Below are 20,231 nucleotides of genomic sequence, written 5' to 3' on the forward strand. Positions count from 1 at the left end.
CAATCCACTATAGTCTTTCCCTCATACGCAGAGGAGATACCTGCTTTCGGTTATCCTGATGAAAGTATTCACAGTCTTTCCCTCATACGCAGAGGTGATACTATAAATATTGTGATACGATATAACCAACGTGTGGCCCTCGGCAACCAGCTTTCAAGACTGGAACATTAGTCTGAGGAGTACCACACGTTTTTAAGTTTTTCATGCAACGATGATGTAATCCTAAAAGTGCATTTATCGAAAAAGAAAAAATGGCGTGATAACACCGCGTTCCTAGTTGTGGAAAATAATAGAGGGGTGAAAAGCTGATGGACATGATGAAAATTTGTTATGACATGGCTGAAAAACTTCGTTCCTATGCTGAGCCGTATATGAGTGAAGTTGGAAAAGCATTTGCTAATGATGCTATTGGAGCAGGAGAACCGTCAGTTGCAATTGATATTTATTTAGTAGAAGCATGGATGCACAAGAGCGCGCCTAAAGAATTGTTAATCGAAGCCTATAATTTGCTAGATCCTTATGAATGTGGAGATGTCTATGACGATATAGCAGACGATTTAGGTGTACCGCGTAAAGTTCATTCACCAGATGAATAAAAAATAATTTTTATATTAAATCAACAATAAATCAACAATTATCAGATTTTAGCCACCTTGCAAAAGGTGGTAAGCAATTAAAAGTATGCGCGTTAATGCCTTGTTCCCAGTTGCAGAAAATAAGAGAGGAGGGAGAAGCTGATGAACATGCAGAAAATTTATTATGATATGGCTGAGAAACTCCGGCCTTATGCTGAGCCATACATGGATAAACTTTGCAAAGAAGCTGTTAGTAATGCTACATGCGCAGGAGAGCCTTATGAAGCGTTAGCAGATTACTTAAGCTTTGCATGGGAACACCAAAATACTCCTCGCAAACTTATTATTGAAGCATACAATCTTATTGACGATGACTATCTTGATTTATATAACGAAATGGTAGATAAACTAGGGATTCCACGTCGTCAACATTCTGCAGATTACGACGAAGATGAATAAATCGTATATTAAAAAATATACTTATAATGAAAATTGCGAGGGATCCCCTCGACTAACAATCTGACGTAAACGGCAGCTGCGAGGCCCTCGCGTTGCTTTCATTATAGCGTTATTTTTTAAAATATTTCAATGTACCAAAGGATTCAATAAATACTATTGTTCAAAAACGTTTATCTAGAGAAAATATGAAGCTAAATTGCGTTTGCATAATAGAAAACGGGAAAATTGACTATTACAAAAGAGCTGGTCATTCCCCAAACCTACCCAGTGAAGGGTCAAGGGTAAGGGGGAGCCCCAGCTCTCAATTCGATTCTATCATATGAGCACCTTCCTTATATGCAAGGATCACCCATATTTTTGTTATTGTTTAGCTAGATTTATCATACGCAATAAGCATGTATCAAAGCTGTTTCATTAACGCAACAATTTTTATACACTTGCGTTATGTCTATTTTTTGTGAATGATACTCTTCTTACGCGTTAAACACCTACATCTTCTTGACTTGCGTAAGGTTATATATTGCTCTCAGTAAGCTAGTATTTGTTCTACAAACTGACATAACTGGATACGCAGAAGATCTAGATTAAGGAATCACAATAACGAGGAATCACAATAACAATGCTGTTGATGTATAATCGCTTTTGATAGAGTTTCCCGCATGCGCGGGGGTGATCCTTCTATGTTTTGCGATATATAGTTTTTCCCGCATAAGCGGGGTACAATGGTTGAGCTTCAGATTGCATTGTGTATTTGAAGCTCAACTAATTTTTAGTAAATAAATGTTCAACACAATCTTTCTTAAAGCTTTTATTGAGAGTATATTTACCATTATTTAATAATCATTGTGGATTAGGAAAAATTGGAAGACGGTAATCATGAGTTGTAATTACGTTGTTAATTCTGAATTATGGGGTAAAAAGAGAGAAGTTAATGGTACTATGCAATGGCTTCCTCTTGCTCAACACCTTGAAGATACTGGAAATGTTATTGGCCAATTATGGGATCATTGGCTTAGTGATGGTCAGCGAAAATTGATTGAATCCTCATTAAGTAAACATGTTGATGCAAAAAAATTATCTCAATTTTTAGGATGCATACATGATATTGGTAAAGCTACTCCCGTTTTTCAGTTTCGCAAATCGTCTTCACCTTCAGAAGATTTAGATATTGCGTTAAAAGATAAGTTAGCTACTGTTGGTTTTACAAATATTGATTATTTTATTAAAAATGCAAAGGGTCGCTCGAGTAGCCATCACACTATAACTGGTCAAGCTATTCTTTCTAATGCTGGAGTTCCTGAAGGAATTTGTGCAATCGTTGGAGCTCATCATGGTAAACCTTTAGATAATGATTCTGTTTGTGAAAGTAACGAATCTGCGTATCCTGACCATTATTATCAAAGTGAAACTGAAAGTGAGAATAGTAAATTATGGAAAAAATTGCAGAATGATATTTTGGATTGGGCTTTAGAAAGAAATGATTTTTCTAATGTAGATGATCTTCCTGAAATAAGTGAGCCAGCACAAGTTTTATTGTGTGGATTAGTAATTATGGCTGATTGGATTGCTAGTAATGAACACTATTTTCCTCTTATTTCAATAGAGAAAGATTTGATTGAAAATCAGGAAGAAAGATATAGAAAAGGTTGGGAAAAGTGGTTGCAGCATGGTTCTAAAGACGTATGGGAATCATTAAATTGTTGTAAAAATGTTTCGCAAGTATACAAACATCGTTTTGGTTTCTTGCCAAATAATATTCAGATAGCGTTGTGCGATGCTATTTCTCAGTCTAAAGAGCCTGGAATTTTTATTCTTGAATCTGCAATGGGATCGGGGAAAACAGAAGCCTCTTTAATTGCTGCTGAGCAATTAGCAAATCTAACCGGAAGAAGCGGAGTATTCTTCGGTCTTCCTACTCAAGCAACTTCTAACGGAATGTTTAAGCGAGTTGAGGATTGGATTAAAAGCGTGAATCGTGATTTTCAGGGTGAAATTGGTTTACGTTTAGTTCATGGTAAAGCTGAACTGAATGCAGATTATGCGCATTTGCCGCATGGAATGCAAAATATGAATGATGGTTGTGAAAGTACTTCTAATAGTAATGATGTAAATAATAATGGAGTAATACTTAATGATTGGTTTACTGGACGAAAAACCGCAATGTTGGATGACTTTGTGGTTGGTACAGTAGACCAATTTTTGTTAGCTTCGTTAAAGCAAAAACATCTTATGCTTCGTCATTTGGGATTAAGTAAAAAAGTTGTAATTATTGACGAAGTACACGCTTATGACGCTTATATGAATAAGTATCTTGAAGAATCTCTTACTTGGATGGCAGCATACGGCGTTCCTGTTGTGTTACTTTCCGCCACTTTACCTGCTAAGCGTAGAAAAGAACTTATAAAAGCCTATATGTGTGGATTGTTTGGGTTTAATTGGAGAGAATGTGATAAATCTAATGTTGATTTTGAAACAAATAATTATCCTTTAATTACGTACAGTGATAAAAACTGTGTAAAACAAAAATTTATTGAAAATGATACTAGTGAGAATAAATCTGTTTCTGTAAGAAAAATAACAGACGATAACTTACATGAATCACTTGTTAATGAGCTTAAATCTTTGTTAAATAATGGCGGTATTGCTGGGATTATAGTAAACACTGTTAAAAGATCTCAGGAAATTTATAATGCATGCGTTGGTGAGTTTACTGACGAAGAAGTTATAGTTATTCATTCGCAATTTATTGCTACAGATAGAGTTAGAAAAGAACAACAAATTTGCAATATGATTGGAAAGAATGCTCATAGACCTGCTCGTGCAATAATTATCGGTACGCAGGTATTAGAGCAGTCGCTTGATATTGATTTTGATGTTTTGTTTACTGATCTTGCTCCTATAGATTTATTACTTCAACGTGCTGGTAGATTACACAGGCATACGATAGAACGCCCGGATTTTCTTAAAAAACCAATTTTATATGTGTTGGGAACCAGTGATCGTTATGAATTTGAGAAAGCTTCAGAGTCTATTTACAGCAAATATTTACTTATGAGAACTCAATATTATTTGCCAGATGTTATAAACATGCCTCAAGATATTTCTCGATTAGTGCAAATAGTTTATGGAGATAATCCTTTAGAGTTACAGGGAGATTTGAGATATGCGTACGTTTCTGCAAAAAGAGAACATGATTCATTAAGAAATAGTAATGAAGCTAAAGCTAAAAAGTATCGCGTTGAAAATCCTGTGACAAGAGTTGGCGAAAAGTCTATTGTTGGATTATTGTATAGTTCAATTACAAATGAATCTGATGAATTTGCATGTGCCCAAGTTCGTAATAGCGGTGAATCTATAGAAGTTATTGCTGTGAAAAAAGTTGGATTGGGCTATGGAACTTTCCATGATTGTGAAGATATATCGCAAAATATCGATGATTCAGAAGTTGCAATGAATCTTGCTCAAGAAACAGTAAGACTGCCTTGGATGTTTGTGTCGAACAGTAATCGCGTTGAAGAAATAATTAAAGAGTTAGAAAAAATACGCAAGCAAGAACAGTTCCAAAACTGGAATAATCATCCTTGGTTGCGAGGTTCTTTAGTACTTCTGTTTGATGAAAATAATAGTTGCATGATTTCAAAATATAGAGTTCTATATTCTGAAAAAAGTGGTATTGTATGTATTAAGAGTTCGGAAGAAGATAGAAAGGAATCAAAAGGTGAGCAGATTTAATTTATTGGATGAGCCTTGGATTTCCGTCATTGTAGACAAAAAAGGCCACAATAAACTCGTATCAATTACAGATGTGTTTAAGCATGCATCTGAATATAAGGCTCTTGCAGGAGATATGAAAACACAGGATTTTGCATTGCTTCGCATTTTGCTTGCTGTTCTTCATACTGTTTTTTCTAGGTACGATATTCAGGGAAATTCTCGTGAATTTGATTCAGCTGAAGATGATGAATACGATTTCAATAAAGAAACAATGAATATTTGGCGCGAAGTTTGGAATTCAAAAAAGTTTCCAGACGCAGTTTTCAAATATTTAGAACAATGGCATGATCGTTTCTATCTTTTTGATGACAAGTATCCATTTTTCCAAGTACCTAAACAGGATATTTATAGCAAAAAGCTTAGTCATAAAAATCCTACTGAATTATTGGGCAAAAATATTAATCGCTTAATTTCTGAAAGTAAAAATAAAGTAGCTATATTTTCTCCAAAATGCGGTGAAAATAAATCTATTCTTAATGAATCACAATTAGCTAGATGGCTTATCGCTTTTCAAGCATATTCCAGTGTTCCAGATAAAACTAAATTTGGTAGTGAAAAATATGATTCTTCTAAAGGATGGCTTTTTGATCTTGGTGGTATTTACATAGAAGGGGAAAATCTATTTGAAACTCTTATGCTCAACTGCGTGCTTGTTGGCGATGTGCAATCTCCTGAGAAGAGGCAAAAACCGTGTTGGGAGTATTCTGGAGCGGAAAATATTGAAAATTCGTTTTATGACACATTTATTGACAATATTTCTCAGCTTTACACTCGTTGGAGTAGAGCAATATATATAAATCCTAGTATTAGGATGGATAAAGGAATATCTATTTATACGGTAATTCTTCTAAAGCTAAATAATGAAGATGCATTTATTGAGCCAATGACAGTTTGGTTGCACAACAAAAAAAATAAAGTCGAGGATACCTATATACCAAGGAAGCATAGTGCAGAAGAATCTATGTGGAGGTCGTTCGGGTTACTTACATCGCAAGAATCAGATGATGAAAGCGTAAAAAATCACAAACCAGGAATTATGGAATGGTTAAACAAAATTAGTAAAGATATTGTGGGTTCTTTTATTTCGTTACACGCTATAAGCATGAAAGGTGATAATAGTTCATCTGATATTCCTATTGATGAAATATATGATAATTTGCATTTTCATGAGGTAGTTTTTACTGATAATACCAACGACGGTTGGGTACGCAGAATTAATAAAGAAGTTGAGTATACAAAATCTGCCATAGATTTTATTTACAGGCAATTTCTTCTCGATATATGTGAAATACGCAATAGAAATAAAGATGATACAACTAAATATGCTGCTAAGTATGTTAGTCATGCTTATTTCTTAGTCGATCAACCGTTTAGAGAATGGTTAGCAAATATTAGGCCAAACGATTCCAAGAATGAGCGTTGCACTCAGTGGAGAAATACTTTGTATAACATACTCATAAATGAGGCAGAAGTCATGTTAAAAAATGCTACATTACGTGATTTTACAGGTCTTGTTGGCGAAAAAAGTAAAAAAAGTCCTGCAAAAAATATAGTTATAGCTTACAGCATTTTTACTAGTCGATTGAAAAAATTATCAGAAAAATAAAATACATGAGAAAGGAGGCTATTATGGCTGAAAATCAAAGCAAATCTGTTGAAGTATCTAATGCTGTTAGCAAAATTATCAAGCAATTTATAGAAATTGCAGATGCTTCGTCAAATAGAGCTATGCTTGCTCAACTTCGCCACACAATTGGTAAGCCATTAAGTCAGTCTGTAGAAATATGGCCATGGATATTAAGCAATGTTCCGGAAAGCTTCATCAATAAATATGGTGAAGTGAGCTATCAAATGCAAGCTGTTATAAACACTTTGCAAATATACGCATTGTACGAGCAAGGTGGTGTAGAAAAATCAAGTTATAAAGATCTGAACAAATCTGAAGATTCAGAAAATGAAAAATCTTATAACAATATGGGAACAGCTTTAAGAGCACTGAGAAGCGATGAAGGTGTACGTGGGGCGATGGATAGACGTTTTAGTGTTATGATTACTGCAAGCAATTATGAGAGTTTTTACTACTATCTTCGTCAATTAATCCGATTGCTAAAAAGCAGAACAAAAGAAAATCAACAAGCGATTGATTATTCTAAACTAGCACGCGATTTGTATTTGCTTCAGTTTGAAGATTCAGAAAAAATAAGACTTTCCTGGGCACAAGAATATTATCGCTTAAGCAAGCAGCAATAACTTTTTAGCAACATCACATATTTTAAAAATTACATATTTCAAAAACAACGTTATTAAACAATTAACTAAAATTTAGAAAGGCAAAACAATGAACGCTCATTTGTTCTTAGATATTCAAGCAATACAAACTGTTCCACCATGCAATATTAATCGTGATGATGCAGGAAGCCCGAAAACTGCTCAATATGGTGGTGTAACTAGAGCTAGAGTAAGCTCTCAATGTTGGAAGCATTCAATGCGTGAATATTTCAAAGAGCACAGCGGAGATTCCAATGTTGGAATACGAAGTAAAAACATTGTTAAGTACGTTGCAGATAAAATTATTGCATTAAAACCAGAATTATCTGAACAAGAAGCATTAGATTTAGCAAAAAAAACGTTAAATAATGCTGGTATTAAAACTAAAACAGATAAGGGTAAAATAACTCCTGTAGTAAATGTTCTATTTTTCTTAGGTGAAAATCAAGCGAATTCTCTAGCGCAAGCAGCAGTCAACAATATTAAGGATAAGAAGCAGCTGGAAGAAATTTTGAAAGATAATCCACCTATTGATATTGCGCTATTCGGTCGCATGCTTGCAGACAATCGATCTCTTAATGAAGATGCTTCTTCTCAAGTTGCTCACGCAATTTCCACTCATGCTATTCGAACTGAATTTGATTACTATACTGCTGTAGATGATTTATCTGCGGATGATAATGCTGGAGCTGGAATGCTGGGCACAATAGAATATAATTCTTCAACGCTGTATCGTTATGCAAATGTTGCAGTACATGAATTTAGTCATCAGTTGAGTGATAACAAAGAATCTACAATTAATGCTCTTAAGCTTTTTATTGAAGCTTTCGCTAATGCTATGCCTACTGGAAAAGCAAATACTTTTGCGAATCAAACTTTGCCGCAAATGCTGGTGGTAACTTTAAGAGATGACAGGCCAGTGAACTTAGTTAGTGCATTTGAAGATCCAGTAAAATCTAGTGATGGATATGTTTCAAAGTCTATAGATAAGCTATCTCAAGAATACGAGAAAGTTCAAAAATTCGTCCATAAGCCACTTGCATCATTCTATGTAACAATGGATTCTTTAAATGAGGGAATTAAATTAGGAGTGGAAGAGCAAAATATGCAGCAATTATTGGATGACTTTTCTTCTAAAGTCTCCGAATTTCTTCAGTAAATTCCTTAATAAATAACACTTATTAGTTGATATTTAGTGTTTAAGAGTTAGGAAGCTTATGAAAAGTTTATTACTGAAGTTTTCTGGACCGCTGCAATCATGGGGTACAGATTCACATTTTGAGACTCGTCATACGGATTACTATCCATCTAAAAGTGCGGTAATAGGTATGATTGCTGCAGCTTTTGGATATAGAAGAAGTGCAGATTGTGATGAAGAGATTGCAAAGCTTAATGATTTAGATTTTGCAGTACGAATAGATCAGCAAGGAAATTTGCTTAGAGATTATCATATTGCTGCAAAATATAAGCCTAACGGTGATTTTGAAAAGAATTACGTTACAAATCGTTACTATCTAGAAGATGCCATATTCCTAGTTGCAATAGGATCCGATAATGAGCAACTTATTTACAGTATTAACGACGCGTTGCGCTCACCATATTTTCAATCTAGTTTAGGCAGAAGATCATTGCCTCCTACTGCTGACTTTATCCTAGGAGTAGAAGATTGTGGAGTAATTCAGGCTCTATTAACGCATGAGTGGCTTGCAAACAAGTGGTCTGAAAAAAGATTTAATACTTCTAGACTATCTGAAACAGCAGAGTCTTCTAATGAATCATACAATGAAGTATTTATATCCTTATACGCTGATTCTGATTTAGTAGATAAAGCTGCAGCAGAATTAGTTAAAGACGGTACTAGTACTTATAAAATTCAGGGATCAGTTCGCAGATTGCGCAAGGATTTCGTTAATTCTTTCTCTAACAAGGAAAGAAAATTCGGATTCCGTTACGAGTCAAAAATGGAGATACCTATTAAGAGAATTCTCCACGATAATTCGGATTCGGAAGGTATTTCATCAGATAGTAAGCATGTGAAATCTATTGGAGCTTTTATTGCTGTGCATGATGCTTTTTCTGGATTGGAGTCTTAAATGTCTTATTTAAGCAGAGTTGAAATTGATTATAAAAAGCCCTCATCATTGAGAGATCTTAAATCTGTAGGAGCTTTCCATAATTGGGTTGAGCAAAGTTTCCCTGACGAATGGGAAAATCATGAAAGAAGCCGAAAACTATGGAGAGTTGATGTTTTGCATGGAAAGCATTACCTGCTTATAGTGAGTGATTCTGAACCAGATTTGCAACGTTTAGAGATGTATGGTGTTTCCGGAACAGCGTCAAGTAAAACTTATGATAAGTTTTTAGGCTCACTAATGAATGGCATGAGAATGCAATTTCGTGTGACGCTTAACCCTATTGTTTCTATTTCTGATACTGATGAAACTCGCACTACTAGAGGTAGGGTAGTGCCACATGTTACTTATGATCAGCAGATGAATTTTTTGCTTAATCGCGCACAAAAATTAGGTTTTTCGTTGAACAAAAATGAATTTGCTATTGTTGAACGCGGATATAGCTTATTTACCAAGTCAGAAAAACCTATTCGATTAAGTAAAGTTGTTTATCAAGGTATTTTAACAATTAGCGATGTAGACATCATGCGTAAAACACTGCTAGAAGGAATTGGCAAAAAGAAAGCGTATGGCTTTGGAATGATGACAGTAATTCCTTTAGGTAATTAAATAAATGATTAAAGGCTGTAACAGTATGAAAAAGAAATTCGGTGCCAAAAAAGCTGAAATACCAGAGCTTCCACGTATAAGCGACAGAGTGAGTTTTATATACGTAGAGCATGCGAAAATTAATTGTCTTGATAGTGCTGTTACAGTCTTTGATGCAAATGGAACTATAAGAGTTCCTGCTGCAATGATTGGCGTTTTACTTTTAGGCCCTGGCACTGAGATTACTCATAGAGCTATGGAATTACTTGGAGATGTTGGTGCAAGCATAGTTTGGGTTGGCGAGCATGGGGTTCGAAATTATGCTCATGGTAGAGCATTGTCAAGAAGTTCAAGATTGTTGGAAAAACAAGCAAAACTTGTTACTAATAATAGGTCTAGACTGAGCGTTGCGAGAAAAATGTATCAAATGCGTTTCCCTAACGAAAACGTATCGTCATATACTATGCAACAATTGCGAGGTCGAGAGGGCGCTCGTGTTAGACATGTATATAGGGAAATGTCTAACAAATACAATGTCCAATGGAATGGTCGCGATTATAAAATCGACGATTTTGAAAGTGGCACTGTTGTTAATCAAGCATTGTCTGTAGGTAACGTATGCTTATACGGTTTAGTGCATAGCATAATATCTGCTTTAGGTTTAGCACCTGGATTAGGTTTCGTACATACTGGACATGATCTTTCTCTCGTATACGATATTGCAGACTTATATAAAGCTGAATTAACTATTCCTGCGTCTTTTGAAATTGCTTCTAAGTATGAATCCGATGATGACATTGAACAGTTAATGCGTTTGAAGATGCGCGATTGCTTCGCAAATTGCAACATAATGTCTCGTATTGTTAATGATATACAAAATCTTCTTGAAATACCAATTGACGAGCAAATTACTGTTGATGTAATACATCTTTGGGACGATAAGGAACTTCTAGTAGATTCTGGAATAAATTACAGTGAGGTGAATTGATATGCCGTTAACTGTGATTACGATGACTAACTGTCCACTATCTTTAAGAGGTGATTTAACCAAGTGGATGCAAGAAATAGCTACAGGCGTTTACGTCGGCAATTTTAATAGTCGAGTTCGAGAAGAATTATGGAGGCGCATAGAAGACAGTGTTGGAAATGGTGCTGTAACAATGAGCTTTTCTTCCAGAAATGAAATTGGCTACGATTTTAAAACTATTCATTCGCATCGTGAGGTGGTTTATTCGGATGGATTACCTCTGGTACGTATTCCAACAGTTGATACATTAGAAAACGATATTAAACATGGATTTAGCGATGCAGCGCATTTTCATAACGCAAGGAAATTTTCAAATGTTAGTCATAAAAGTATTAATACTACTTCTAATAAAATTAAAAATAATCTTACAAATGAAAATATTAGTTATCTAAGTTATGATAATGTTTCTCGAACTTCAGACTTTGCTATAAATAATGAAAAAATAACTTGTACAGATTACTGGAAAGATTTTATTGGTAAAACAAGTAAGAATTTTGTTGTAATAGATTGCGAAACTACAGGTTTAAATAGCAAAGTTGATAAAATTATCGAAATCGGAGCCGTTAAGTTCATTGATGGGAAAATTGAAGAATTCCAGAAATTAATAAATATTAATTGCGATAGCGTTAGTAATTTTAACAAAAATAATTTTATTCCTAATGAAATTATTGAGCTAACTTGTATTACATCCAACATGCTTGAATCTTATGGTGTCAGATTAGATTTAGCATTAAGAGAATTTATTGATTTTGTGGGAAAATTACCATTATTAGGATATAACGTATCGTTTGATATTGGATTTCTTAATTCGGCTTTATTCTCATTAGATGAGAAACTCAGCAGTGCTTTTTCTGTTAATAAAGTTATTGATATTTCTCGTTTTGTAAAGAAAGAAAAGAAATTTTTAAAAAACTACCAATTAAAAACAGTGCTGCACGAATACAACATTGCTGAATCTGTTCCACATAGAGCTCTTCTGGATGCTAGACTAACAGCGCATCTTGTTTTTAATTTGAAAGGATTGCTAAAATTTATTTCATAAAAATAGCATACTGTTGTACTACGCTCTGTGATATGTTGAATCTGAAAAGTAAATGAGATTTGACTGTTCATGTTATAGAAATGGTCATTTTATTGGGATTTTTAAGTGTCTTTCCCGCATACGCGGGGGTGATCCGTGACGACACACCAAACGACACACCTGAACTGCGTCTTTCCCGCATACGCGGGGGTGATCCTGTTCACGCTTGCGCGATTAATAGCATTGATCGGTCTTTCCCGCATACGCGGGGGTGATCCCATGAATTATGTTGTGCGAGTCGTCGAATGGCGGTCTTTCCCGCATACGCGGGGGTGATCCCTATTACACTCGTATTCCTTGTGAAGTATTGGCGTCTTTCCCGCATACGCGGGGGTGATCCCGTGTCATTTACTTTCAAATAGTCATGGCAGAAGTCTTTCCCGCATACGCGGGGGTGATCCTCGTATTGCGTCGAAACGTTTTGAATACGGCCGGTCTTTCCCGCATACGCGGGGGTGATCCCCTTATGGGAGATTCAGATGAAAGGTGAAACAGGTCTTTCCTGCATACGCGGGGGTGATCCTATACATGGCATTCGCGTCTTTCATTGCGTTAAGTCTTTCCCGCATACGCGGGGGTGATCCCTTATAAGTAGCGGTTTAATGCCGAGACCATTTGTCTTTCCCGCATACGCGGGGGTGATACTGCGATACGCTATCAGGATGCAAGACTGCTTCCAGTCTTTCCCGCATACGCTGGATAAAACCTACATGTGCGGCAAGTGTGGTTGTAGTAGTCTAATGGTGGGTATGATAGCGTACGCACAAGTGGTGGTTAAAATGCTACGCGGCGTATTATATCGCGCGCGCTGATTGTTTTTGCAATAGGGTAGGCAAATAAAAACTTGCCTACCCCTTATTTTTACTGTTGATTGTTTGACTCTGCTTTAGCTGCTTTACGGGTTATAGGCCAAAAAGTGTGTAAGGCTAAGCTGATGAATATTCTGGAAATAGAAGTAATCAGCTTAGCTTTTTGATAATTACTGGTAGTATTCACGACTCTTATGGAACTCATTCCAATCAACACCAGTACCATATCTTGCTGGTATTCCAAATACTTCAGATAATCCTTGATTAGAACGCTCCCAAGCTTGCCTATAGAGTTGTTCTATACGTTTACTAGTAAAAGAATGAGTGACTATCCAAGACTTATCTCTTGGCTTACTCGTGTTTAAATAACACCACCAGCATATAGCGTGTATACGTTTTAACAAGCTTAATCCACGATGATTACGTAGCATAGCGCGAATTCTACTATTCATTGATTCAATAGCATTATTAGTTGGTGGAATAGGATGAGTGCAATCTTCTGGAGGGCTAAGAAAAGTAAACATATAACCCTCATGAATACGCCTATCAATCATTGATTTAGCACGAACTAGTCTTTGATGAGTATCAGCAATACTACCATCACAATACTTGCTTTTCTCTTTAAGAAAATCACTCCAAGTATTCACCCAATTATTGTAAGAAATAAGCCAATGACGAGCTTGATTTTCTGTTTTTATGTCAGAAACAATGTTAGCTAATGATAGTAATTGCTTACCAGGAGTAAGACGAGGATTAACTCCAGTTAAAGCTTTAATGTTAAGACCTATATGGAACAAGCAACGTTGTATTTTCGTATTAGGCCAATATGTTTTTACTGCTTTACGAATACCACCAGAACCATCACAAACTACTACTAGCGGTTCCGCAATACGCTGCATGAGATAACCCCACGCGCGACTATTCTCACTACGAGCCACATACCAGCCTAAAACATGTTTCCCAGAGTAAGCGATTAATACTACAGATTTACGTCCTAAATGAATACCATCAACATGAATGTAATCATAAACTTCATCCACGAATGGTACTTGCGGCCATAAGTCCCATAAAAGCTTATTCTTACGTCTTAAGGTACGGGCTGAGAAATCGTATGAATACTTATCCTGAGTCTTATTAGATAAAAGCCAATTTAAACTAACTGTTAAATCGTTTGATTGTTTATCATACGCTCTACTTTTAGAAGCCCCACAGTTAGTACAACGGTATCTAGTAGTGCCAGCATTGGTGTGACCATTCTTGCTCATTTTATGATGACAGTTATTGCATAGTGGGTTATTCATACAAATGAAGAATAACCCACATTCGATATACAACGAGCCCTACTGCCATAAGGGTTATGAGCTGATTTTTTACACACTTTTTGTCCGGGTGGCGAATGTGCAGAAAACAGATTCGATTACCGCAAAACGCTTGTATTGCAATGCGTGAGACATGATTTCTTACACACTTTTTGGCCTATAACCCTGCTTTACTAACCGCCTCTTGCAGCGCTTGCCATGATGACGGCATCTCTACAGGGCGATGCGGGCGGCGCGCAGCCCAATCACGTATAATGTCATAATCCCACGCAGGCTTTGCTGTTAGCGCACCAACTGAGTGCGTTGGTAGTGGGATCAGACCGCGGAGGCTACTCGCATCTTGACCATCTAAGGCTGCACGCCTAGAGTGCACCAAATACTGGCGCATAGACTCGTAGCCGACGCCAAGAAGACGCGCAATATCATGCAGTGATACGAGTACTGTTTGACCGTTCTCATCTAGCATAATATGCTCCTTATTTTTCTTTACTACTACCCGTTAAACCAGCAGACAGTCCAGCAATACCAGCAGCTAGAGTGAATCCAATGCCAGCAAATGGCACTTGTAGAACAACGTTTGTTGCCGCTGTAATAGCGCAGATGGCTGAAATAATGCCTAATACTCTTGTTTTACTCATAATCATGTGGAAAGACTAAGGGCTAGGGGTTCTAGCCAGCAGTATTGGTTGGAACCCCCGTTTTTTGCCCATAACCCCAGCATAACACCATGACTCTTCTTGCTCACAGTCTAGCAGTGCCTTCAGCAACGAGCAGTCGAATAAGCTCAGCCGCGTCAGATGCACTATTAGGCAAAACGATAGGGTTACGAGAACGGTTAGCAGCATACATGCGAATTGTTTCATAATTCCACAATGGTGCTTCTTGCACAATGCCTGCCAACGCGTCTGGGAGTGGAGAATTCGCAATTGTGAGCGTGCCTGCTTTCTGCTTTTTCCTAGTAATCACCAAGTACTGGCGAATCGTATGACTTCCAACGCGTGTTTCGTAGCGACCGTAATAAAACGTGAGCACTTTAATAATTGGCGCAAAACACAATATATAAATCTCGAATACTATACAAACTTCTTGAGCACGCCAAGCGACACGCCAAAAGACGCAAAGCTTGCATTTGAGAATATTTCGGGTATAGTAGTTACTCGTGCTTCGGGCTGGCGGTGGTCAGTGTGAGAGCATTGCGGACATAGCTTAGTTGGTAAAGCGCAACCTTGCCAAGGTTGAGACCGCGGGTTCGAGTCCCGTTGTCCGCTCTAGGTCCGGTGAGTTATTCGACCTTACGGTGGGTTAGCCAAGCGGTTAGGCAGCGGCCTGCAAAGCCGTATAGATGAGTTCGACTCTCGTACCCACCTCGATTAAGCGGGTTAGCTTAATAAAACAACCTGGGCGGTTGGCGCAGTGGTAGCGCACTTCCCTGACACGGAAGGGGTCACAAGTTCGAACCTTGTATCGCCCACTCGAAAGGATTGCCTTTCACGCATAATTAAAAAAATTTTGGGTGATTGGCGCAGCGGCTAGCGCACTTCCTTCACACGGAAGGGGTCATAGGTTCGATTCCTATATCACCCACAATATTGTTCAGTTTCGCGGTATGATATACCGCATTTTTTGTATCTACTGATATTCCTCGGTATTAGTCAGCATTTTGTTAATACATTTTTTGCGTATAGGTTGATTTAAGAATAAGCGTAGCATCAAAATTAAACACTATTTTTGAGTTATGCACAAAATAGTATTTGATAGTGTAACGGTGCTGAATAGTGTAATTCCCAAAATCTCGCAGTTACGCTGTTCGGTTACGCTGCTTAATCACGCTGCTTAATCACGCTGCTTAATCACGCTGCTCAGTTCTACTATTTAGCTCTACTTATTACTTGATATCCGTGTTTAATTAACACAGATTCGAGTTGAGAAAGATACGCAATTGCTGCAGGAGAAAGATTCGTGCGCTCATTCTTAATCCACCCAACAAGCATGGTTTCTTCGCAATCCAGCGGAATGGTCACGATTTTCTCGTTATTCAAGTCGCCATTGTCGATTCCAGTGCAAATCGTAAAACCATTAAGACCAATAATAAAGTTCAAAATGGTTGCGCGATCAGTAACATTAATCTTTTTAGGCGGATGTTGAGGCCATACCGCTTCCTCCGTAAAGAAGAAGCTACCATCCTCACCCTGCTCATACTGAATAAACGGATATGGTCGCAAATCCTCCAAAGTGAGTTTTTTATGACCCGCAAGTGGATTGTTTCTAGAAATAAACACATGCAATTTAGCGCGGAAAAGTGGATGGAATTCAAGATGCTTTTCTCGAAGCATCTTTCCAATAACGTCTTTGTTGTAGTCGGAAAGATAAAGCAAACCAAGGTCTGCGCGCATTGAAGTCACTTGATTAATAATATTTTTTGTACGCGTCTCCCTTAGTGAAAACTCGTACTCGTTAGAATCAATGCTGCGAATCATGTCTACAAAAGCCTCAACAGCAAACATGTAGTGCTGAGTTGCAACGCTGCAAAGCTGTTTTCTAGGCTTAGTGCTGTTGTATCGCTCTTCAAGCAAATCTGCCTGGTCTAAAACTTGTCGTGCGTATGTTAAAAACTCAGCTCCGTCAACAGTTAATGCAATTCCTTGAGAAGACCTTGTAAAAATCTCAATTCCAAGCTCTCGTTCCAATTCTTTTACGGAAGAGCTTAACGCTGGTTGTGAAACATAAAGTTCATGCGAAGCTTCGTTCATAGATCCGCACTCTACGATTTTCACAATGTACTTTAATTGCAGCAGCGTCATTATTAAGAGCCTTCCGATTTTGGGATTTATACTTGACTATTTCCAACTATTACAACTATAACAACTATAAACTAACGCCTATAATCTTGCGACTTTGGCTTAGTGCTTATAATCTAACGCCCAGCGATGCTAAATCTTTGCGAGCTTGTTCGGTAGTAGTAAAAACAAACCCATGCATACCAACATTATGCGCGCCATCAATATTTACTGGCTTATCGTCGAAGAAAACAGTTGTTTGCGGTTTCAATCCAAATCTGTTCATAGCAAGCTCAAAAATCTCGGGCTGTGGCTTATGCAATTTTTCAACGCCAGAAATAACCGTACCTTGTAAAAGAGTAGAAAGTTCTGGGAATTTACGCAATGCGAGTGGGAAAGTTTCTTTAGACCAGTTAGTCAATCCCCAAACTCCGTAGCCAGCTTTGCGTAAATCGTGCAATAAATCAACCATTCCAGGCATCATTTGCGTAAGAACTTGGTCATAGTGTGCGCAATACCATTGAAAAGCGTTACTAAGCTCCTTGCCAAAGCGCCTCTCATATTCTGGCAAAAGGTCTTTTAGTAGTTCGCCGCCGTCCATGCGGTCTTCAAACTCATAGAATCCAGCCAAATCGTCTTTTCCAAAAGTGCCATTAGGGCAAATCGTGTCTACCAAATCTGGGAACTGTTTTTGTAAACAATTCCTACAATTCCACTCGAGTAAGACCTTGCAATAATCAAACATTACGTCGTGAATTTCAACAGATTCTACATTTTCATTTGTGTTGATATTTGTGTTGATATTTGTGTTGATATTTGTGTTTTTCATTTTTTCTTCTTTCACTAATTAAGATTCATTAAAAGACCAATAATGTAAGGCAGCGCATTAATAATATCGCTTGCTACAATTGGGTGATCTGAAGTTGAATCATCATTTGATTCCACTATGTCTTGCGCCAATTGAGTGTAATTGTTTTCGCTGTTGATTTTAGATGCTAATGATGCTGAAATTCCGTGGATTACAGCTGCGCTCGCTGCAATAAAAGCATAGTTTTCGTTTTCTGCGTAATTCGCGTAGTTTTCTGCATAATTTTCTGCACAATTTTTATTATTTTCTTTTCTTTCGCGTTGCGCTAATAATGCTCCTAGAATTCCTGCCAGTACATCTCCTGAACCTGCGGTTGCGAGCCAAGATGGAGCGCATTTTGCAATATAAATGGGAGAGTGTAGTTCTGATGGTGATGCAACTGCTGTTGTTGCGCCTTTAACTAGCACAGTTGCTCCAGTAAGATCGGCTGCTTTTTGAGCGTAGTGTGTTGGATTGCTAGATATTTGTTGTGCGCTTATATTCAAGTCGTATCTAGTAAAAAGTGAGCTTAATTCTCCTGCGTGTGGAGTGAGAACTACTTTTGTGCAAACCTGTTTTGGCAGTAAATCTAACGCTCCAGCATCTACGCATATTGGTGGAAGATTATCTTTTTGACTTATTGATTGTTCTTTCGAATTATTATTTTCTTTCGCATATTGCGCAAGAATGCTCGCAATGTATTTTCTTTGATTTGCGCTAGCTTCAGTATTGCAATGATCCGCATCTGGTATTCCAGATCCAACTGTTATAGCGTCGATTTTTCCAGTTAATTGTTCCGAGGCTACTACTTCTGGAGATGTTTGTAATACTAAGTTTTGTGCACGAAGAGGACCGGCATAACGAACCATTCCAATATTTGCGTGTGACGCAGCACTCGCGCTTAATATTGCAGCTCCAGGATACTCATTAGAACCTGTGACTAATCCCAGAACCCCACGAGAGTATTTATTGTAAAAAGGCTTAGGCTTTTTTAGACATTTGCTTACATCTTTTGCTTCTATGTTTAGAAGTTCACTCATGCTTACGATTGTAGTTAATATCTGGGATTGTTATTTGTGGGATTGTTATTTGTGGTTTTGTTATTTGTAACATTGCATTCGCTATATACACCATTTATTTATATAACGCAAGAAAAATCGCAATTATATCAGACAAAAAATTTGCGACACGCCACTTTTGAAAAAATATAATAAATTTTCAAAATTTCATTGACCATCCATCATATTTTTTCTATGCTTTTAAACGTTATTGCTAACGATAATCTTTCCTAATTAAAAATAATGGAGAAAGTGAAAACGCTTTTTAAACAGATTACAAGACTTGCAATAATGTGAATTCATAGATTCCGGAAAGGAAAATAGTGAAAACTGCACGAATTTTTGCCACCGCAGCCACCGCCGCTTTGCTAACTGTTGGCTTGTGCGCATGTGGATCAACAGCTAAGACAGCAGATCAAAAGACTAACGGTAATCAAGTAAACGTAGTTGCAACCACCACTCAAATCTGCGATTATGTAACTCAAATCGCATCCACTGCAGATGCAAAATCTGGATTAAGCCTTAATAAAACCGATTCTCAAGGCAAAAAGTCTGTGATTGGCGCGCCTCAAGACAAAGCAAAGTCAACAATCAACCTTACATGCTTACTCGCTCCAAACGCGTCTGCACACGAGCATGAGATGACTCCAGCGCAATCCAAAGCGCTTTCTAAAGCAGATTTAATGCTTGTTTCTGGAGTAGATCTTGAGCACTTCTTAGATCAGGCTGTAAAAGCTACTGGATTTAAGGGCACAATGGGTGTAACTTCGGGCATTCTTACCGCAGACGAAATCAAGGATTCAAAGGCAGAAGCTGCTAAAGAAAAGAATCTTCCTTACAAGATTGACCGCGGTGTTGAAAAGGTTCATGCTGAAAAATGGCCATTCCCACCAGAAGAAGGCGAGAAAGAGCCAGAATTCCAGTATGATCCACATATTTGGACTAGCACCAAGAATACTATGATTCAAGTCAAGAATATTGGTAACTTCCTTGGCAAAGCTCTTCCAGAAAGCAAGTCAATCTTCGATGAGCATGTTGAAAAGTTCGTTAAGTCTCTTACTGATTTGGACTCTTGGGCAACTAGTGCTTTGAACAGCGTACCGCAGGAACATCGCGTTCTGTTTACTTCGCACGACGCATTCGGATACTTCTCACGCGACTACAATGTTAAGTTTATTGGCGCAGCTCTTTCTGACTTCAACAGTCAGCAGGATGCAACTGCAGACCATATTAAGGAGGCTGCAGAAGCTGTTAAAAAGTCTGGTGCCGTAGCAATCTTTGCCGAAAATTCCAACAATTCAAAGTCTATTAAGGCTGTGGCTGCTGCTGCAGGAGTAAAGGCGATTATTGGCGACGATGCGCTTTATGGCGATTCCCTTGGTCCTGTTGGCTCTGCTGGCGAGACCTATATTGGTTCCATTGTCCACAATGTTCAGACTCTTGTTAAGGCTTGGGATGGCAAAGTTCCAGACCTTCCAGAATCTGTAAAAACTGCTTTGAAAAAGTAGTTAATAGGT

The 20,231-nt window shown here is 37.6% G+C and carries 18 protein-coding genes, 4 tRNA genes and 1 CRISPR repeat array; of the genes, 15 read left to right on the plus strand and 7 right to left on the minus strand.

The genetic code is table 11. The annotated features are described in order from the left end of the window. Positions 1–308 precede the first annotated feature (308 nt). From HXT24_RS04090 to cas2e, 10 genes are all read left to right on the plus strand, one after another. Positions 309–596, plus strand: coding sequence for a hypothetical protein (locus tag HXT24_RS04090; protein WP_422119217.1), 288 nt, complete (start codon positions 309–311; stop codon positions 594–596). Positions 597–737: 141 nt separating this feature from the next. Continuing rightward, on the plus strand, positions 738–1,034 hold the full coding sequence (locus HXT24_RS04095) for a hypothetical protein (RefSeq protein ID WP_422119218.1): 297 nt from the start codon (positions 738–740) through the stop codon (positions 1,032–1,034). A gap of 876 nt (positions 1,035–1,910) precedes the next feature. Then, a complete protein-coding gene (gene cas3 / locus HXT24_RS04100) occupies positions 1,911–4,766 on the plus strand; it encodes a CRISPR-associated helicase Cas3' (RefSeq protein WP_422119219.1) in 2,856 nt (951 codons plus the stop codon). Beyond that, positions 4,753–6,414: a type I-E CRISPR-associated protein Cse1/CasA gene (gene casA / locus HXT24_RS04105; protein WP_020761306.1), complete on the plus strand. Its 1,662-nt coding sequence runs from the start codon at positions 4,753–4,755 to the stop codon at positions 6,412–6,414. Before cas3 ends, casA begins: the two co-directional genes overlap by 14 nt. 23 nt (positions 6,415–6,437) lie before the next feature. After that, complete coding sequence (casB, locus tag HXT24_RS04110; protein ID WP_032836563.1) at positions 6,438–7,058, plus strand: type I-E CRISPR-associated protein Cse2/CasB; 621 nt, start codon at positions 6,438–6,440, stop codon at positions 7,056–7,058. A gap of 88 nt (positions 7,059–7,146) precedes the next feature. After that, the gene (gene cas7e / locus HXT24_RS04115; protein WP_422119220.1) at positions 7,147–8,235 is read left to right on the plus strand and encodes a type I-E CRISPR-associated protein Cas7/Cse4/CasC; all 1,089 of its coding nucleotides are present in this window, start codon (positions 7,147–7,149) and stop codon (positions 8,233–8,235) included. Positions 8,236–8,293: 58 nt separating this feature from the next. Further along, on the plus strand, positions 8,294–9,169 hold the full coding sequence (gene cas5e / locus HXT24_RS04120) for a type I-E CRISPR-associated protein Cas5/CasD (protein WP_020761303.1): 876 nt from the start codon (positions 8,294–8,296) through the stop codon (positions 9,167–9,169). Next, a complete protein-coding gene (gene cas6e, locus HXT24_RS04125; RefSeq protein ID WP_020761302.1) occupies positions 9,170–9,817 on the plus strand; it encodes a type I-E CRISPR-associated protein Cas6/Cse3/CasE in 648 nt (215 codons plus the stop codon). It abuts the gene before it with no gap. A gap of 25 nt (positions 9,818–9,842) precedes the next feature. Beyond that, positions 9,843–10,784 (plus strand): type I-E CRISPR-associated endonuclease Cas1e, encoded by a 942-nt coding sequence (gene cas1e / locus HXT24_RS04130; protein ID WP_422119221.1) that lies wholly within the window; start codon positions 9,843–9,845, stop codon positions 10,782–10,784. Between the two features lies 1 nt (position 10,785). Continuing rightward, positions 10,786–11,865, plus strand: a complete 1,080-nt coding sequence (cas2e, locus tag HXT24_RS04135) for a type I-E CRISPR-associated endoribonuclease Cas2e (RefSeq protein ID WP_422119222.1) — start codon at positions 10,786–10,788, stop codon at positions 11,863–11,865. A gap of 107 nt (positions 11,866–11,972) precedes the next feature. Beyond that, positions 11,973–12,549: a CRISPR direct-repeat array (repeat unit 28 nt; unit sequence GTCTTTCCCGCATACGCGGGGGTGATCC). Positions 12,550–12,883: 334 nt separating this feature from the next. Here the strand turns inward: cas2e and HXT24_RS04140 are convergent. The 4 genes from HXT24_RS04140 to HXT24_RS04155 form a co-directional block, all read right to left on the minus strand. Further along, positions 12,884–14,014, minus strand: a complete 1,131-nt coding sequence (locus HXT24_RS04140; RefSeq protein ID WP_029600594.1) for an IS256-like element ISGva2 family transposase — start codon at positions 14,012–14,014, stop codon at positions 12,884–12,886. A 175-nt stretch (positions 14,015–14,189) separates the two neighbouring features. Further along, positions 14,190–14,498, minus strand: coding sequence for a hypothetical protein (locus tag HXT24_RS04145; protein ID WP_422119223.1), 309 nt, complete (start codon positions 14,496–14,498; stop codon positions 14,190–14,192). A gap of 10 nt (positions 14,499–14,508) precedes the next feature. After that, entirely contained in the window at positions 14,509–14,676 is a 168-nt protein-coding gene (locus tag HXT24_RS04150; protein WP_422119613.1) for a hypothetical protein, read from the minus strand. Between the two features lie 97 nt (positions 14,677–14,773). Then, positions 14,774–15,064: a hypothetical protein gene (locus HXT24_RS04155; protein ID WP_422119224.1), complete on the minus strand. Its 291-nt coding sequence runs from the start codon at positions 15,062–15,064 to the stop codon at positions 14,774–14,776. Between the two features lie 163 nt (positions 15,065–15,227). On the opposite strand from HXT24_RS04155, the gene HXT24_RS04160 reads away from it, so the two are divergent. The 4 genes from HXT24_RS04160 to HXT24_RS04175 all read left to right on the plus strand — a co-directional run bounded on the left by HXT24_RS04160 (position 15,228) and on the right by HXT24_RS04175 (position 15,616). Further along, a tRNA-Gly gene (locus tag HXT24_RS04160) sits at positions 15,228–15,300 on the plus strand. Positions 15,301–15,328: 28 nt separating this feature from the next. Further along, positions 15,329–15,399, plus strand: a tRNA-Cys gene (locus tag HXT24_RS04165). Positions 15,400–15,431: 32 nt separating this feature from the next. Next, positions 15,432–15,503 (plus strand) — tRNA-Val (locus HXT24_RS04170). Positions 15,504–15,543: 40 nt separating this feature from the next. Beyond that, a tRNA-Val gene (locus tag HXT24_RS04175) sits at positions 15,544–15,616 on the plus strand. Between the two features lie 284 nt (positions 15,617–15,900). Here HXT24_RS04175 and HXT24_RS04180 read toward each other — a convergent pair. From HXT24_RS04180 to HXT24_RS04190, 3 genes are all read right to left on the minus strand, one after another. Then, positions 15,901–16,833, minus strand: coding sequence for a LysR family transcriptional regulator (locus HXT24_RS04180; protein WP_004115343.1), 933 nt, complete (start codon positions 16,831–16,833; stop codon positions 15,901–15,903). Between the two features lie 106 nt (positions 16,834–16,939). After that, positions 16,940–17,653 (minus strand): HAD family hydrolase, encoded by a 714-nt coding sequence (locus HXT24_RS04185; protein ID WP_422119225.1) that lies wholly within the window; start codon positions 17,651–17,653, stop codon positions 16,940–16,942. Further along, positions 17,653–18,696, minus strand: coding sequence for an ADP-dependent NAD(P)H-hydrate dehydratase (locus HXT24_RS04190; protein WP_020761067.1), 1,044 nt, complete (start codon positions 18,694–18,696; stop codon positions 17,653–17,655). Before HXT24_RS04190 ends, HXT24_RS04185 begins: the two co-directional genes overlap by 1 nt. Positions 18,697–19,037: 341 nt before the next feature. On the opposite strand from HXT24_RS04190, the gene HXT24_RS04195 reads away from it, so the two are divergent. Beyond that, a complete protein-coding gene (locus HXT24_RS04195; protein ID WP_020761066.1) occupies positions 19,038–20,222 on the plus strand; it encodes a metal ABC transporter solute-binding protein, Zn/Mn family in 1,185 nt (394 codons plus the stop codon). Positions 20,223–20,231: the final 9 nt, after the last annotated feature.

It is taken from the genome of Gardnerella sp. DNF00354, assembly GCF_049262755.1.
Taxonomy (GTDB): Bacteria; Actinomycetota; Actinomycetes; order Actinomycetales; family Bifidobacteriaceae; genus Bifidobacterium; species Bifidobacterium vaginale.

What these genes read in the sequence shown, in the direction of transcription:
- HXT24_RS04090 (WP_422119217.1), top strand. Translation starts at nt 309, where the DNA reads ATGGACATGATGAAAATTTGTTATGACATGGCTGAAAAACTTCGTTCC.
- HXT24_RS04095 (WP_422119218.1), top strand. Translation starts at nt 738, where the DNA reads ATGAACATGCAGAAAATTTATTATGATATGGCTGAGAAACTCCGGCCT.
- cas3 (WP_422119219.1), top strand. Translation starts at nt 1,911, where the DNA reads ATGAGTTGTAATTACGTTGTTAATTCTGAATTATGGGGTAAAAAGAGA.
- casB (WP_032836563.1), top strand. Translation starts at nt 6,438, where the DNA reads ATGGCTGAAAATCAAAGCAAATCTGTTGAAGTATCTAATGCTGTTAGC.
- cas7e (WP_422119220.1), top strand. Translation starts at nt 7,147, where the DNA reads ATGAACGCTCATTTGTTCTTAGATATTCAAGCAATACAAACTGTTCCA.
- cas5e (WP_020761303.1), top strand. Translation starts at nt 8,294, where the DNA reads ATGAAAAGTTTATTACTGAAGTTTTCTGGACCGCTGCAATCATGGGGT.
- cas6e (WP_020761302.1), top strand. Translation starts at nt 9,170, where the DNA reads ATGTCTTATTTAAGCAGAGTTGAAATTGATTATAAAAAGCCCTCATCA.
- cas1e (WP_422119221.1), top strand. Translation starts at nt 9,843, where the DNA reads ATGAAAAAGAAATTCGGTGCCAAAAAAGCTGAAATACCAGAGCTTCCA.
- cas2e (WP_422119222.1), top strand. Translation starts at nt 10,786, where the DNA reads ATGCCGTTAACTGTGATTACGATGACTAACTGTCCACTATCTTTAAGA.
- HXT24_RS04140 (WP_029600594.1), bottom strand. Translation starts at nt 14,014, where the DNA reads ATGAATAACCCACTATGCAATAACTGTCATCATAAAATGAGCAAGAAT.
- HXT24_RS04145 (WP_422119223.1), bottom strand. Translation starts at nt 14,498, where the DNA reads ATGCTAGATGAGAACGGTCAAACAGTACTCGTATCACTGCATGATATT.
- HXT24_RS04150 (WP_422119613.1), bottom strand. Translation starts at nt 14,676, where the DNA reads ATGATTATGAGTAAAACAAGAGTATTAGGCATTATTTCAGCCATCTGC.
- HXT24_RS04180 (WP_004115343.1), bottom strand. Translation starts at nt 16,833, where the DNA reads ATGACGCTGCTGCAATTAAAGTACATTGTGAAAATCGTAGAGTGCGGA.
- HXT24_RS04190 (WP_020761067.1), bottom strand. Translation starts at nt 18,696, where the DNA reads ATGAGTGAACTTCTAAACATAGAAGCAAAAGATGTAAGCAAATGTCTA.